This window comes from Persicimonas caeni, from assembly GCF_006517175.1.
Lineage (GTDB): Bacteria > Myxococcota_A > Bradymonadia > Bradymonadales > Bradymonadaceae > Persicimonas > Persicimonas caeni.
The window spans coordinates 7351643-7366827 of the sequence record NZ_CP041186.1; the positions used below are offsets into that span (position 1 = coordinate 7351643).

The window sequence follows — 15185 nt, forward strand, 5'->3', positions numbered from 1 at the left end:
ACAGTGTGGGTCGACGTAAACAAGTGAACCAGTTAGACTCGCACACGTTAGATGCAACCCACCGTCTACTGGAGCGCTCAACCATGTCTGACTTGGTCGTTGGAATCGACCTCGGTACGTCGAACTCAGTCATCACCGTCTCGCTTGAAGGCGAGCCCATTGTCATCCCTGACGAGCAGGGCAACCGTATCCACCCGTCGATGGTCTACTTCCGTGAGGACGGGCGCACGGTGGTGGGCAACCGGGCAAAAGGGCACCGCGTCGAGGATCCGGCGCATACGGTGTTCAGCGCCAAGCGCCTGATCGGTCGTCCGTACAACGACCCGGATGTGAAACTACTGATGGGCTCGTTTCCTTTCCCGATCGTCGAAGCGGGCGACGGTTCGCCGCGTTTCCACGTCTATGATCAGCTCCATCCGCCCGAGGGGATCTCGGGCCGAGTGCTGCACTACTTGAAGGGCCTCGCCCAAGAATATCTGGGCCAAGAGATCTCCAAAGCAATCATTACGGTGCCGGCGAACTTCGACGAAGGGCAGCGCCGGGCGACCAAACGAGCGGCCGACCTGGCCGGCCTCGAAGTACTTCGCCTGATCAACGAGCCCACCGCCGCAGCGCTCGCTTATGGCCACGGCCAGGGCAAACGTGAGCGTGTGGCGATCTATGACTTTGGCGGCGGCACCTTCGATATCACCATCCTCGAGCTTCGCGGCGACGTCTTTCAGGTCTTGTCGACCGCCGGCGACAGCTATCTGGGCGGCGACGACTTCGATAACCGCCTGGTCCAGGCGATGCTCAACGCGTTCGAGAAGCAGTACGGCTACGATCTGTCCGGCGAAATGTCGGTGCGACAACGCCTCAAGGCGGTGGCAGAGGATGTTAAGCACAGTTTGAGCGACCGCGAGTCGGTCACCGTGCAGGTAACCGAATACGTGCCGGGCAGCCTGACCGAGCTCGACCTGGAGTTTACCCTCGACCGTAACGCCTTCGACCGCCGCTGCGCCGACATCGTCGACAAGTCGCTCGAGACCTGCGAAGAGGCGCTACGCGTCGCCGGAATGCAGCGCGCAGAGATCGATCACCTGGTCTTGGTGGGCGGCTCGACGCGCGTGCCGCTGGTTCAGCAGCGCGTCCAGCAATTCTTCAACCGTCGCCCGGTCGTCGACATCAACCCCGACGAGGTCGTCTCCATCGGCGCGGCGATCTTGGGGGCCTCGCTCGTCACCAGCCAGGACGCGCCCGAGCAGTCGCACTTCCCGATGATGAACGCCGGCGCCTCGATGAATGCGGACGGTTCGGTCTCGGTCGACGCTCAGATCGACAACGACGACTCTTGGATCGACTCGTTGGAGCAAGAGCAGCAACGCCAGCAGCAAAGCCGCGGGCCCGTGCTCATCGACGTCACGCCGCATGCCCTGGGGGTGGCGACCGTCGGCGGCGTCATGGACATCATCATCGAGCGCAACGGCTCGCTTCCGCTCGAGCGATCGCGCTACTTCTCGACCTCACGCGACAATCAGACGCGCGTGGTTCTTCCCATCTATGCCGGCAATAGCCGACGCATCGAGGATAACCGTCAGTTGGGTAGCCTCGAGTTGACCGACATCCCCCCGGGGCCGCGCGAGGATGTCAAGATCGAGGTGGCCTTCGAGGTCGACACCGACGGCATGCTCAGCGTGCGCGCCACCGACATGCGTACGGGAATGAACCAGTTCGTCCGCCTGTCCATTACGGGCCAGACGGAGGTCGAAGAGGAGTACGACGCGACCGATCTATTGATGTAGCTCGGTGCGGCGTTGCATTCGACCCAAAACCTGTTATGGATGCAGCCGAATCAACCGCACCGTTACATATATCGGCATCGCATGTTCGAATTAAGACACAGAGTAGCCATCGTGCTGGTAGGTTTTTCCCTCCTCGGCACGGCGTGTGAGTCCGACGAATTCCAAGATGCGCCCAGCGCCAGTGCCCCCGACCGGGCTCAGGCGCAGGCCCCGAGCGCCACGCCACCTGCGCGGCCCGGCGCTTCGCAAAACCTGCCGGCGGATCATCCCCCGGTCGCCCAGCGCGGCGGCACGGCGGCAGGTGGCCAAATGGGCGGAGGGCAAATGGGAGGCAACTCCCAGGTAGCGCCGCCGCAGACCGACCAGCAGGGCATGTCTCCCTCACAATTCGGCAAGGTAGGCCCGCTGCGCTGGTCGACGCCCGAGTCTTGGCGCGCGGTCAAGCCGGCGTCGAGCTTTCGCCTCGCCGAGTATCACCTTCCGGGCGAGCAAGGCGGGCAGCCGGCCACTTTGACGGCCTTCTATTTTGGCAAGGGCGCAGGTGGCTCGATCCAAGCCAACTTCGACCGCTGGGTCGGCCAGTTCACCCAAACCGAAGCCAAACCGGTGCAGACCACGCGCCAAGTCAATGGCTTGAAGGTCCACCTGATCGATGTGTCGGGCACCTTCCAAGTCGGCGCGGCTATGGGCGGGGGGCAGGCGCAGCCGAATTGGCGCATGCGCGGCGCAATCGTCGAGAGCCAGGCGGGCAATTTCTTCTTCAAGTTGACTGGACCGAAGTCGACGGTGGCCGCTCACCAAGATGGTTTCGAGAGTTTTGTTTCGAGCTTCAAGGCCGCCGGCTCCGGAGAATGACGGCGCGACACGCGGCGGGAATGTCCGCGTGCGGCGACCGTTGTGTAGACCGGATTGACGAGACAGTCATCGAACTAGCAGCCAATTTGTCGTGAAGCCTCCACGGAGGCGAGGGTAGCAGGCGATATGCTCGACGAAGAACGCAGACATCTCATCGAGGAAGAATGCGGTGTGTTTGGTATTCTCGGCAACGAGGAAGCCGCCAATCACACCTATCTTGGCCTGCACGCTCTGCAGCACCGCGGCCAAGAGAGCGCCGGCATCGCGACGACCATCGCGGGCGACCACAACATGTATGTGCAGCGCCGCCAGGGGTTGGTCAGCGAGCAGTTCACCGAAGATGTGCTCTCGCGGCTGCCCGGCGACGCCGCCATCGGCCACGTGCGCTACAGCACCTCGGGTGAGTCGGCGATTCGCAACGCCCAGCCTATCAGCGTCTCGACCAAGTACGGCCCCATCGCTCTGGCGCACAACGGCAACTTGACCAACGCCGGGGCGCTTCGCGCGAAGCTCGAGTCTCAGGGGAGTATCTTCGGCACCACGACCGACACCGAAGTGATCGCGCACCTGATCGCGAAGAGCCTGGCAGACAATATGCTCGACGCGATCATCGACGCGCTCAATCAGGTACAGGGCGCCTTTAGCCTGGTCTGCCTGACCCCCGAGTTCATGATCGGTCTGCGTGATCCCAACGGGGTGCGCCCGCTATGTGTGGGACATCTCGATGGCGCACGTGTGGTGTCGAGTGAGCCCACGAGCTTCACGCTGATGGGCGCATCGTTCGAGCGCGAGCTCGAGCCCGGTGAGATGTTTGTCACCTACCGCGACGGCACCGAAAAGTGGATGGAGCCGTTTCGCAAGCAAACGCCCACGCCTTGCATCTTCGAACTCGTGTATTTCTCGCGGCCTGACAGCACGGTTTTCGGACGCGATGTCTATGGCGTGCGCAAGCGCATGGGCAACATTTTGGCGCGTGAGTCGGGTGTGGAGGCTGACGTGGTCGTCCCTGTCCCCGATTCGGGAGTACCGGCGGCGCTCGGCTTCGCCCAAGAGAGCGGCGTGCCGTACGAAGTCGGCTTGGTGCGCAGCCACTACGTGGGGCGCACCTTCATCGAGCCGTCTAGCCAGATTCGGCACTTCGGCGTCAAGCTCAAGCTCAGCCCGGTGCAGTCTGTGCTGGAGGGCAAGCGGGTGGTGGTCGTCGACGACTCGATTGTGCGCGGCACCACGTCGCGCAAAATCATCAAGATGGTCCGCGAGGCGGGCGCCAAAGAGGTGCACTTTCGCGTGGCCAGTCCGCAGACCACGCACCCGTGCTTCTACGGCATCGACACCCCCGAGCGCAGCCAGCTCATCGCTGCGAGTCACTCGCTCGAGGAGATTCGCAAGTATATCACCGCCGATACGCTGGCTTACTTGTCGATCAAGGGGCTGCGTGAAGCCGTGAGCACGAACACCGAGGACGGCCAGTCGGGCTTCTGTGAGGCATGCTTCACGGGCGATTACCCGATTCCGTTGGCGAGCAACGACCGCAAAAAGGCTGCTGAGGAGCCCGGCAAAGAGAAGGTCGAGGCAACGGTCGGCGAGCCCGGCGAGATGGTCGGCGCGCCGCCAGCGGAGTGAGGACTATCTAGCGGCTAATTGGGCGGACAAGAAACAATTTGAGGGTCGTGTTAGCGAGAGTGGTTGCTAACACGACCCTCAAATTGTTTCTTGTATCCTAAAATAGTCCCGAAGAGAGCTTCTGGCCCACGACCAACAGGTCCATCGTCACGCCCACGCCCCAGTGCAGCAGTGCCCCGGGGATCCACGACTTGCTCTGGATCGCCAGATACCCGAGCGCCAGGCCGGCGATGATGGCGCCCAAAGTCTCGGGCACCGGCTTCGAGAAGTGAATCATGCAGTAGGGCACGGTCATGATCACGACGGCGTAGTAGCCGAACTTCTTGAAGAGCGCGAAGATCAGAAACCCTCGGAAGAACGCCTCCAGCGAGAAGAATTGCACTCCGTAGGCCACCTCGTAGAGCACGAAATGTGCCACCGAGTCGGTCGCGTTGTCGTAGAACGGGTACTTGTGCTGGAAGCTCTCCGTGAAGCTCATCGCCACCAGAACGGGCAGCATCACCAGGTAGAGGAGGGCGTAGATCTTGCCGTGGCCCTTCTTCCACATGCGAAAGCCATAGTCGCGCGGCGATTCACGAAACCACCACACGATGCAAGCCAGGGGGATGACAATACGCAGAAGGATGCTCGCCAGGGCCCAACCCCAGTAGGGGATCAGCCCGCGGTAGACACTCGTGTCGAGGTCGAGGGCGCCGGCGATGGCCATCTCGACGGTGTGGCTGCGGAAAAATCCGGGGCGACCGTAGTAGAAAAACACGGTCAACAGCACGCATGTGAGCACGAGCACACCCACGGTGCGCCCGTCGAGAGAGACGGGCGCACCTCCGTTGGCTCTGAGTTCAGCGCGGGCTTCAGCCAGAAAGTTACGAAGGGAAGTAAACAGCGGGTTTTTCATCAAAGACTAGCGGCGGGTCCAGGAGTCGGCGCGGCCGTCGGCATCGATGTCACGGCCGATACGGTCGAGAGAGCCCTCTTCATAGAACTCCCAGTAGTCAACCTTCGAGTCTTGGTTGAGGTCTTTCTCGACGCGAATGATCTTGCCATCGGCGTAGTAGCGCGTCTCGACGACTTCGGACGCATCCTCGGAGAGCACCTCTTTTTTGACCAGTTCGCCATTGCCAAAGTAGCTCACCGTGTCGGCCTTGCCATCGAGATCGACATCGAGGCGCTCTTTGAGCGGGGTTCCGTTCTTGTTGTACAGGCGCACAATGTCGATCTTGCCGTCGGAGTTGACGTCGACTTCTTTTTTGCGAAGTCGGCGCTTGGTGATCGACTTGTCATCGGGGTCGGGGTACTCCTCGAAATACTTGACCACGTCGGGCTTGTCGTCCTCGTCGAGGGTGTACCGCTCGACGATGAGCCCGTCCTCCTTGGAGGTCGTCAGGCTCGGGCCCAGGTTCTGCAGGCCGTCGTCGCGGCCCTTCTTTGCGGCTTCGTCGCTGCTGCAGCCGGCAGCGCTGGCTGCCACAACGGCCACGAGGCCGACGAATGCGAAAAGACGTTTCATGATGCTACTCCAAGGTGATTCGCAAGCTCATCCGACGTTCAGATGTGGGCAAATTAGCACAGATACCCAGCCGGTGCGAACTTTTGTGGTGCACCAGACTTCACGTGCGGTGCAGCGCTGGCTGACGTGGTTCCACGTTTGTAACCCTCGGTCGAGCTTTGCATCAAGCAGGGTTTTGTTGCCGGAACCGTGGTGACGGTGGCACTTGCCTGGCTTGTCTCGATCTCGAGGCTGGCAATTGCGAATTCCAAGTCAGCAAAGTGCCGAGCAGTTTGACCTGTGCTCGCGCAGTGAGTTATGAAGGCGCGACCAAAGGTCCGGCATCGATTCGGCATAAACGCAAATGCCCATTGGTTGTGGACCCGGGACAGATAACATCTCTCGCGAGAACGTTCGCCCTCGAGGCGCTCGATGGCGCCAGAAGGTCTTCTGACGGACAACGCTTAGTATGGCGAAACGCAAAATCGACCAGAATAAAATCCGCAACTTTTCGATCATCGCCCACATCGACCACGGAAAGTCGACGTTGGCGGACCGGATCTTGGACGAAACGCGCGCGATCGAAGCGCGTGACAAAAAAGAGCAGTTCCTCGATTCGATGGATCTCGAGCGGGAGCGCGGGATCACCATCAAGGCGCAGTCGGTGCGCTTGGAGTACGAGGCCGACGACGGCGAGACGTATTTGCTCAACCTCATCGACACCCCGGGTCACGTCGACTTCACCTACGAAGTCTCGCGTAGCCTGCAGGCGTGCGAGGGGGCTGTGCTGGTCGTCGATGCCTCGCAGGGCGTCGAAGCCCAGACGGTGGCCAACGTCTACTTGGCGCTGGACGCCGATCTCGAGCTCATTCCGGTGCTCAACAAGATCGACCTTCCGGCTGCCGATGTCGACCGGGTCAAAGAGGATATCGAGGAGACAATCGGCCTCGATGCAACCGATGCGATCCCGGCGAGCGCCAAGAACGGCATCGGGATCCACGAGATTCTCGAGGCGGTCGTCGACCAGGTTCCCCCGCCCGAAGGTGATCCGAACGCGCCGCTCAAGGCGTTGGTCTTCGACAGTTGGTTCGACCCGTACCGCGGCGTGATCAACCTGGTCCGCGTGACTCAGGGCACGCTCAAAAAGGGCGAGAAGATCAAGTGGATGGCGTCGGGGGCCAAAGGAGACGTCGAAGAACTCGGCGTCTACACCCCCAAACCCACTGCGGTCGATTCACTTGGCCCCGGCGAGGTCGGGTTCGTCATCTCGATGATCAAAGACGTCGGCTTGGCCAAGGTCGGTGACACTGTCACCTCGGCCAAGAACTCGGCCGACGAGCCGTTGCCCGGCTTCAAAGACGTCAAGCCGATGGTCTTCTGCGGGTTTTTCCCGGTCGACTCTTCCGACTATGATGAGCTCAAGGATGCGCTCGAGAAGTTGTCGCTCAACGATTCGAGCGTCAGTTTCGAGCCCGAGACCAGCCAGGCGCTCGGCTTCGGGTTTCGATGCGGCTTCCTCGGCCTGCTCCACATGGAGATCATCCAGGAGCGCCTCGAGCGTGAGTACGACCTCGACCTGATCACGACCGCACCGTCGGTCGTCTACAACGTCTTCACCAAAGAGGGCGAAGTCCTCAAGGTCGAAAACCCGAGCGAGCTGCCCGACGTGCAGGATATCGACACGATCGAGGAGCCGTACGTCCGCGCCACGATTCACGTGCCGCCCGATCATGTCGGTCCCGTCCTGAAGTTGTGTGAAGAGCGACGCGGCGAGCAGAAGGACTTGCGCTATTCCGGGCCGAACCGAGTCATCCTCACCTACGAGATTCCGATGAACGAGGTGATGTATGACTTCTACGACCGCCTCAAATCCTGCTCGCGAGGCTACGCGAGCTTAGATTATGATGTGATTGGCTATCGTCCGGGGGATCTGGTCAAGCTCGATATCCTGGTCAACAAGGAAGTCGTCGATGCATTGAGTATCATCGTGCACCGAGACTTCGCCTATGATCGGGGCAGAGCGCTGGCAAAGAAGCTCAAAGAGGTCATTCACCAGCAGCTCTTCGAAATCCCCATCCAGGCAGCCATCGGCTCGAGGGTGGTGGCTCGAGAGACCATCCGGGCGCTGCGCAAAAACGTCACCGCCAAATGTTATGGCGGCGACGTGAGCCGAAAGCGCAAGCTGCTCGAGCGCCAGAAGGAAGGCAAGAAGCGCATGAAGCAAGTCGGGACCGTCGAAATCCCGCAGGAGGCCTTCCTTGCTGTACTGAGTATTGACGAAGACTGACGGGGCGAGCGTGGCGAACACCAACACAACCGAATCGAGAGACCTGGAAGGGGCGCGCCAGTTCGTGCGCCACGCTCAGGGGCGTCTCGATCGTGCCCACGGGCTGTCGGATGACGTACAGCGTCAGCTCCAAAACCGCCTCAATGAGGTGCGCCATCTCATCGAGGATGGCGAAGCCGAAGCTGCGCATGCCAAGATCGACGAGCTGTCTCCGTGGCTCGACAAGCAGCTCGAAGGCAAAGAAAAGACGGTGCTGCGCGAGTATGCCGAGAGCATCGGTCTGGCCATTCTGTTCGCGTTGATCCTGCGCGGCTTTGTCCTCGAAGCGTTCAAGATTCCCACCGGCAGCATGATCCCGACGCTGTTGGTCGGCGACCACCTCTTCGTCAACAAGTTCATCTATGGCATTCGCGTGCCGTTCACCGAGACGTACCTGACGCGTTTCGAACAGCCCGATCGCGGCGAAGTCATCGTTTTTAAATTCCCCGGCGCCGAGGCCAGGCAGTATCTGGCCAAGCAGCCGGCCTCCAGGCGCGAGTGCATCGACACGGCGAGCCTGGTGGAGGAAAAAGACTTCATCAAGCGCATCGTGGGCATCGAAGGCGATACCGTCGAGCTGCGTGACAATCAGCTCATTATCAACGGTGAGCCGGTCGAGCGTACCTTTGTGAGCAAAGAGTCGACGGGCAACTACCTCTTCCCGCATCAAGTCTCCGAAGTCGAGGAGCTCAACGGCCACGAGTACACCATCCAGTACTCGGGCAAACACGAGAATTTCGGGCCGATCAAGGTCAAGAAGGACCACGTCTTCGTCATGGGCGACAACCGGGACAACTCCTCGGACGGTCGCTGCTGGGGGCAGGTCCCTGTCGAGAATATCAAAGGCCGGGCGATGATCATCTGGTTATCGCTCGGGCCCGACTCGATTCGCTGGGATCGGCTCGGGCAGGTGATTCATTGAGTCGGATAAACCTACAACTGTAACACGGCTGATCCCGATGGATTTAATTGGACTGAAAGACCTCTCGACGCAGCAAATCAACCAATTTCTCGATCGGGCCGAGGCGTTGCTCGATGGCGATGGCAATCATAGAACGCCCGCCAAGTACCGAAGGGAGCTCGACGGCGTGTCCGTCGCGCTCCTTTTCTTCGAGCCGAGCACGCGAACACGCGTCAGCTTCGAACTCGCCGCCAAGCAACTCGGCGCGCACACCGTGCGTGTGGGCAGCGAAGAGAGCAGCATCCAGAAGGGCGAGTCGGTGCTCGACACCTGCCGCAACCTCGAAGCGATGGGCCTCGATGCGCTCGTCGTACGCCACAACGAGCGGCATCTGCCCTACGCGGTCAAAGATCGCGTCGACATCCCGCTTATCAACGCCGGCAATGGAAGCGGAGAGCACCCGACTCAGGCGCTCATCGATGCGCTGACCCTTCGGCGCGCTTTTCGCCGACGCGGCGAGCCACTCGAAGGGAAGCGGGTGGCCATCATCGGCGATATCGTCCACAGCCGAGTAGCGCGAAGCGACGTTTATGCGCTGCGCAAGCTGGGCTGTGAGGTCGTGCTCGCCGGCCCGTCGATGCTCGTGCCGAAGGACGGCGACGAGAAGTGGAACGCCGAGCGGGCCACCAGCCGCGACGAGGCGCTTGCCGACGCCGATGCGGTCATCATGCTTCGCGTCCAGCAGGAGCGCATCCACGGTGAGTTGGTCGATGCCAACCTGTATGTGCGTGAGTGGGGCATCGACGCTCAAGTCGTCGACGAGTGCATGAAGCCCGGCGCCTTTATTCTGCACCCCGGGCCGGTCATTCGCGGCATGGAATTGACCGCCTCGGTCGCCGACAGTGAACAGAGTCTCATTTTGGAGCAGGTTGGCTACGGCATTGCCGTGCGCCAGGCCGTGCTCCTCGAATGTCTTCAAGAAATCAACAGCTGAAGAACGGACCATGAGCAGTCAAAACAACAAAGAGAATCGCGAACCGGCTCTGCTGGTGCTCGAGGATGGCACTTGTTTCGAGGGCGTCGCCGCAGGAGCCAGCGGCGTGGCCGTCGGTGAGGCCGTCTTCAACACGAGCATGTCGGGTTATCAAGAGATCTTGACCGATCCGTCGTATGCCGGCCAACTCGTCACCCTGACGATGCCGCATATCGGAAATTACGGCGTCAATACTGCCGACATGGAGTCGGCCACCATTCAGGCAGCCGGCTTGATCGTGCGAAGTATCTCGGAGACGCCGAGCAACTACCGATCGGAGATGAGCCTTCCCGACTGGCTCGCCGATAACGAGATCGTCGCCATCACCGAGATCGACACCCGCGCGCTGACACGTCACCTGCGCGACAAGGGCGTCATGATGGCGGTCATTGCCCACGGGGCCACCGCCGAAGACGCCGAGCGTTGGCAGAAACACCTCGCCGACCAACCTGATTACGGCTCCGGCGAGTTCGTCGGCAAGGTGGCTCACAACGAGCCGCTGTCGGTGGTCGTCCACCCCGAGGTGAGCGGCGAAGAGGAGCTTGGCGAGGCGCGCGTCGAACTGGTGCCTCATGACCCGGATGCCGGCGATGAGCGTCCGCACGTGGTCGTCATCGACTACGGCGTCAAGTTCAGTATTCTTCGCAATCTCGACGCCCAGGGGCTGCGCCTGACGCTGGTGCCTGGCTCGACGAGCATGGACGAGATTCGCGAACTGAAGCCTGACGGCATCATGCTGTCGAACGGGCCGGGCGACCCGGCGCGCCTCGACGATTACCTCGCCACCGTCAAAGGCGTGGTCGAAACTTACCCGACCTTCGGCATTTGCCTGGGTCATCAGTTGCTGGCTCGTGCGCTCGGCGCCGAGACCTTCAAGCTGCCGTTTGGCCACCGCGGACCGAACCAGCCGGTCAAGAACATGTCGACCGGCAAGATTGCGATGACCAGCCAGAACCATGGCTACGCAGTACGCTCGGAGACGCTGCCGGCGGATCTCGAGGTCACCCACATCAACCTCAATGACGAAACCGTCGAGGGCTTTCGGCACAAGAGCTTGCCGGTGCTGTCGGTCCAGTATCACCCCGAGGCTGGGCCGGGGCCGCACGACGCAGTCGACTTCTTCGACGACTTTGCGAAGATGGTTCGTGAGGCTTCGGCCTAATACTACAACGTCACTTTCGACGTGAGCGACACTGGTCCGGCTTTGCCGGGCCGGGTCGTGATGGGGCCGCGCGGTGGCCAGACTCTTCTGACGGATAGAACGCAAGCATGAGCAACGGCAGTAACTCCACGCCTCACGGCCCCTCGGGGGGCGACGACTCACGTGCGCCTTGGTACCGGCGCATCGGTCGCGGCCGCAAACTGGTGTTGCCGTTGATCACGCTGGGTTTCTTGGTCGTCATTCTGGCCCTGTTTCACTCCATTCTGCTGCCGTTCGTCTTTGCTTGCGCGCTGGTCTACCTGATGGAGCCGGTGGTGCGCAGGCTGTCGCCGAAGATGCCTCGCTGGGCGGCGGTCATTCTGGTGTATCTCGCCTTTTTCGGGATTGTGACCGGCGGGGTGATTTTTGTGGTGCCTCGCTTTGTCAGCGAGATCGTACGTTTTGCAGAGACCGTACCCGAGACGGTCGCCGAATTCCGCGAAGAGAACCTGCCGGGGATCAACGATCGCGTGCAGAAGTTCCTCGAGCATTACCTGCCGGTGACGCCACCAACTCCCGATTACGAGCCGGCCAAGCGCGTCGTTCATGAGGCGTGGCAGGACGCCTCGCGGCGAGCGGCCGCGACCGCGGTGGCCAAGGCGCGTGGTCGCGCGGCCGCCGACATGGAAATCAAGGTCGAGTTGTCCGGAGAGCAGGGCCAACTCGAACGCACCTACAAAGTGACCCCTTCAGCGCGTGACGCGCGTGAGGTCGACTGGGGCGTCGAGCACGGCGAATGGGGCGTCGTGGGGGCCACAGATTCACCGGTGGTGCGCCTCGTGCCGGGCTCCGACGGCAGCTACGAGATCTACTTGAGCGAGGGGGAGGTCGAGGTTTCACGCGTCGAAGACGACGTGTGGACGGTGCGGCGCCCCGTGGCTGAGAACGCCGACCAGAGAACCTTGCAGGTCGGCTCGCTCGTCGATCTCGAGGCGCGGGTCAACGAGATGATTGAGGGCGCGATTAGCACCTCTCACGACCGCATCGCCTCTGTGATCAGCTACGCGCAGGCGCTCTTGGTGGGAGTGATCCAGGCGCTCGTGGCTATCATCCTGACCTTTATGGTCGCCGCCTTCATGTCCATCGATTTGCCCAGCTTTACCGGGTTCTTCCGGGACATGGTGCCGCGTGACTACCGAGAGGGCTACGACGAACTCTTGAGCCGCGTCGACCGGGGACTTTCCGGCGTCATCCGTGGCCAATTGCTGATCTGCTTGGTGAACGGGATTCTCACCTTTGTCGGGCTCGTCATCCTCGATATCAAGTTTAGCCTCCTCTTGGCGGTGGTCGCCGGAGTGCTTTCGCTGATTCCGATCTTCGGCACGATCATTTCGACGATTCCGATCGTGCTCATCGGGATGATGAACGGATTTTTGACCGGATTGGCGGCATTGGGGTGGATCCTGCTCATTCACTTCATCGAAGCCAATATCCTCAACCCCCAGATTATCGGCACGTCCGCGCATATCCACCCGGTGATCGTCATTTTCGCGCTGTTGGCCGGGGAAAGCACCTTCGGGTTGGTCGGGGCGCTGTTGGCCGTGCCGGTGGCCTCGATCATTCTCGAGTTGTTCAAGTTTGTGCGCGACAAGATTCGCACCAACGATGGCGCCCCCGGCGCGGACGCTGTTCCGGAGACGTCATCGCCCTGATCGAAGCTTGGAGAGCAAGCGTCTCTGTGCGATTGTTAGAGGCAGCAATTATACCCAAGATGTCGACAAGAGTCGTTGATTTGCAGGAGTAAGCATGGAGGTCCAGTTCTGGGCGACGACAGACACGGGTCGGGTCCGGGATCACAACGAGGACAATTTCCTCGTCGATAGTGACCTCAATCTGTTCGTTGTCTGCGACGGCATGGGTGGTCACGCCGGTGGCGAAGTCGCCAGCGCGATCAGCGTACGCACGATCCACGAAGTGGTCAGTTCGAGGCGTGAGGTCATCGAGAACCTGGAGCGTGAACCCTCCAATCCTTCGCACCGAGACACGTTGTTGGGGCTGCTCGAGCGTGCAATCACCGAGGCCTCCAACCGCGTCTATGCCGCCGCGCAGCACGACTCGACGCGAAAAGGCATGGGCACGACCTGCAGCGCGCTGATTGTGTGCGGTGGGCGGGGCTTTGTGGGACACGTGGGCGATTCGCGTATCTACCGGGTCCGCTCGGGCCGAGTGGAGCAGTTGACCGACGATCATTCGTTGCTCAACGAGATGATCCGCCAGGGCCGAGCCAAGGCCGGCGACTCCATTCCCAATCAAAACGCCGTCACTCGTGCCGTGGGTGTGCGCGACTCGGTGGAGGTGGACGTCGACGAGATTGAGATTCTCGACGGCGACCGATTCCTGCTGTGTAGCGATGGTCTCAGCGGGTATCTCGAAAGTGACGGTCAAATCCTCGATCTGCTCGACGGTGAAGACCTCGAGGTGATCGCCGAGGCGTGCATCGACCATGCCCTCGACAGCGGCGGAAAGGACAATATCACCGCCATCCTCGTGGACGCCTCGAGCACCGGCGCGGCCAAGCAAACGCGTCTCGACAGCCGCGTGGTCGAGATGATCGCCTCCAGCCCGATCTTCGAGCACGTCACCCCCTCGGAGTTGGCCTCACTGGCAGAAGTGGCCGAGCGCCACGGCTTCGAGGCCGGGGCGACCATCATCGACAAGGGCATGTCGGCCGAATCATTGTGTCTGATCGTCAAAGGATCGGTGGGCGTGCTCGGACCCGAGGCCAACGTGACGGTGTTGGAGACCGGCTCGTTTTTCGGCGCGATGAGCCTCGTCGGCGGGGCCCCGCCGGATGAAGCCTGCGAGGCTCTCGAGCCGACCAACCTGCTGGTATTTCGCCGACAGCCGCTCTTTGCGCTGTTGCGTGAGCGCCCCGAGCTCTCCTCGAAGGTGCTCTATGGACTGGCCAGCACCTTTGCTCGTCAATTGCGTCGCGTGCCGGCCGATTTGCGCAACGAGCCGAGGCGTTGGGACGAGGTGAGCATCCAGGGCGAAGACGAGACGCCGGCCCCCGGCTCTCTGGTCGTCAAGCCTCGCCGCTCCAAAGCGGCGGCCGAAGGGGAGGGCGACGCCAGTTCATCGAGCCCGGCGTCGAAGGATCACGTCTCTGAAGAAGACGAGACTCAGGTGCACGTCAAGTTGTCTGACGTCGACATGGATGAGGTCGATCTCGAAGACCTGCGCAGCACGATCAAGCTCGACCTCGATGACGAGAGTATCGAGGAGCTCTAAAGGCAGCATCATGCAATCAAACTCTATGAAATCTTGGCTTATATTGGGGACCTGCCTGGCGACGCTGGCTGCGTGCGACGGCAACGGAAAAGCGACGCCAAACGACAATTCGACAGGTCCTGCTCCGACTACCGACGGCAAGCTCGTCTTTAGCGACGATTTCGAAGACGGCACGTTTCGACCCGAATGGGAGCGAGGTCAGGGCGAAGACGGCGTCGGCAAGTGGCGTGTCGAAGACGGTGCGGTCATCGGGGTCGACATCAAAAATGACCCGCTTTGGCTCAAACAGGAGCTGCCCGATAAGGCCCGCATCGAATTCGACGTCACCGCGCTCTCGTCGGTGGGCGACATTAAAGTCGAAGTCTTCGGCGACGGCGTCAAGCACGAGTCGGGCTACATTCTGATCTTTGGCGGTTGGAAGAATACGCTCGATGTGATCGCTCGCCTCGACGAGCACGGCAAAGATCGCAAGGCACGCAATACCCATGGCGTCGTCCCTGGCCATACCTACAACATGGCCATCGAGCGCACCGATTCGACCTTGCACTGGTTCGTCAACGGCAAACACTTCATGACCTATGAGGACCCACAGGCGCTCACAGGTGACGGCCATCGGCACTTCGCCTTCAATATTTGGTCGGCGCCCGTCAAATTCGACAACGTCAAAGTCTACGACTTGGCCAAGTAAGTTGTCGTCGTTGCCGAATACGCTACCGGTCTGCTATATTCGCTGAAAGGCTTCCTTTTT

12 protein-coding genes are annotated in these 15185 nt (G+C 61.1%); 10 read left to right on the forward strand and 2 right to left on the reverse strand.

The annotated features are described in order from the left end of the window. Window positions 1-83 precede the first annotated feature (83 nt). The 3 genes from FIV42_RS27315 (at window position 84) to purF (ending at window position 4259) form a co-directional block, all read left to right on the forward strand. Complete coding sequence (locus tag FIV42_RS27315) at window positions 84-1781, forward strand: Hsp70 family protein (protein ID WP_141200765.1); 1698 nt, start codon at window positions 84-86, stop codon at window positions 1779-1781. Between the two features lie 111 nt (window positions 1782-1892). Beyond that, window positions 1893-2636 carry a hypothetical protein gene (locus FIV42_RS27320; protein WP_141200766.1) on the forward strand — a complete coding sequence of 248 codons (744 nt, stop codon included), beginning with the start codon at window positions 1893-1895 and terminating at the stop codon, window positions 2634-2636. 126 nt (window positions 2637-2762) lie between these two features. After that, the gene (gene purF / locus FIV42_RS27325; protein ID WP_141200767.1) at window positions 2763-4259 is read left to right on the forward strand and encodes an amidophosphoribosyltransferase; all 1497 of its coding nucleotides are present in this window, start codon (window positions 2763-2765) and stop codon (window positions 4257-4259) included. A gap of 97 nt (window positions 4260-4356) precedes the next feature. Here the strand turns inward: purF and FIV42_RS27330 are convergent, their stop codons facing one another. Together FIV42_RS27330 and FIV42_RS27335 are read right to left on the reverse strand one after the other, a co-directional pair. Further along, window positions 4357-5154 carry a CPBP family intramembrane glutamic endopeptidase gene (locus tag FIV42_RS27330; RefSeq protein ID WP_141200768.1) on the reverse strand — a complete coding sequence of 266 codons (798 nt, stop codon included), beginning with the start codon at window positions 5152-5154 and terminating at the stop codon, window positions 4357-4359. 6 nt (window positions 5155-5160) lie between these two features. Beyond that, window positions 5161-5766 carry a hypothetical protein gene (locus tag FIV42_RS27335; protein WP_141200769.1) on the reverse strand — a complete coding sequence of 202 codons (606 nt, stop codon included), beginning with the start codon at window positions 5764-5766 and terminating at the stop codon, window positions 5161-5163. Window positions 5767-6214: 448 nt separating this feature from the next. Here FIV42_RS27335 and lepA point away from each other — a divergent pair, with 448 nt between their 5' ends. The 7 genes from lepA to FIV42_RS27370 all read left to right on the forward strand — a co-directional run bounded on the left by lepA (window position 6215) and on the right by FIV42_RS27370 (window position 15125). Then, a complete protein-coding gene (lepA, locus tag FIV42_RS27340) occupies window positions 6215-8032 on the forward strand; it encodes a translation elongation factor 4 (RefSeq protein ID WP_141200770.1) in 1818 nt (605 codons plus the stop codon). A 10-nt stretch (window positions 8033-8042) separates the two neighbouring features. Then, on the forward strand, window positions 8043-8993 hold the full coding sequence (gene lepB / locus FIV42_RS27345) for a signal peptidase I (protein ID WP_222615332.1): 951 nt from the start codon (window positions 8043-8045) through the stop codon (window positions 8991-8993). A 37-nt stretch (window positions 8994-9030) separates the two neighbouring features. Beyond that, window positions 9031-9966, forward strand: a complete 936-nt coding sequence (locus FIV42_RS27350; RefSeq protein WP_141200771.1) for an aspartate carbamoyltransferase catalytic subunit — start codon at window positions 9031-9033, stop codon at window positions 9964-9966. A gap of 10 nt (window positions 9967-9976) precedes the next feature. Beyond that, window positions 9977-11167 (forward strand): glutamine-hydrolyzing carbamoyl-phosphate synthase small subunit, encoded by a 1191-nt coding sequence (gene carA, locus FIV42_RS27355; RefSeq protein ID WP_141200772.1) that lies wholly within the window; start codon window positions 9977-9979, stop codon window positions 11165-11167. Between the two features lie 107 nt (window positions 11168-11274). After that, window positions 11275-12858 (forward strand): AI-2E family transporter, encoded by a 1584-nt coding sequence (locus FIV42_RS27360; protein WP_141200773.1) that lies wholly within the window; start codon window positions 11275-11277, stop codon window positions 12856-12858. Window positions 12859-12952: 94 nt separating this feature from the next. Continuing rightward, window positions 12953-14437, forward strand: a complete 1485-nt coding sequence (locus FIV42_RS27365; RefSeq protein ID WP_141200774.1) for a protein phosphatase 2C domain-containing protein — start codon at window positions 12953-12955, stop codon at window positions 14435-14437. 25 nt (window positions 14438-14462) lie between these two features. Continuing rightward, window positions 14463-15125, forward strand: a complete 663-nt coding sequence (locus FIV42_RS27370) for a hypothetical protein (protein ID WP_141200775.1) — start codon at window positions 14463-14465, stop codon at window positions 15123-15125. Window positions 15126-15185 lie beyond the last annotated feature (60 nt).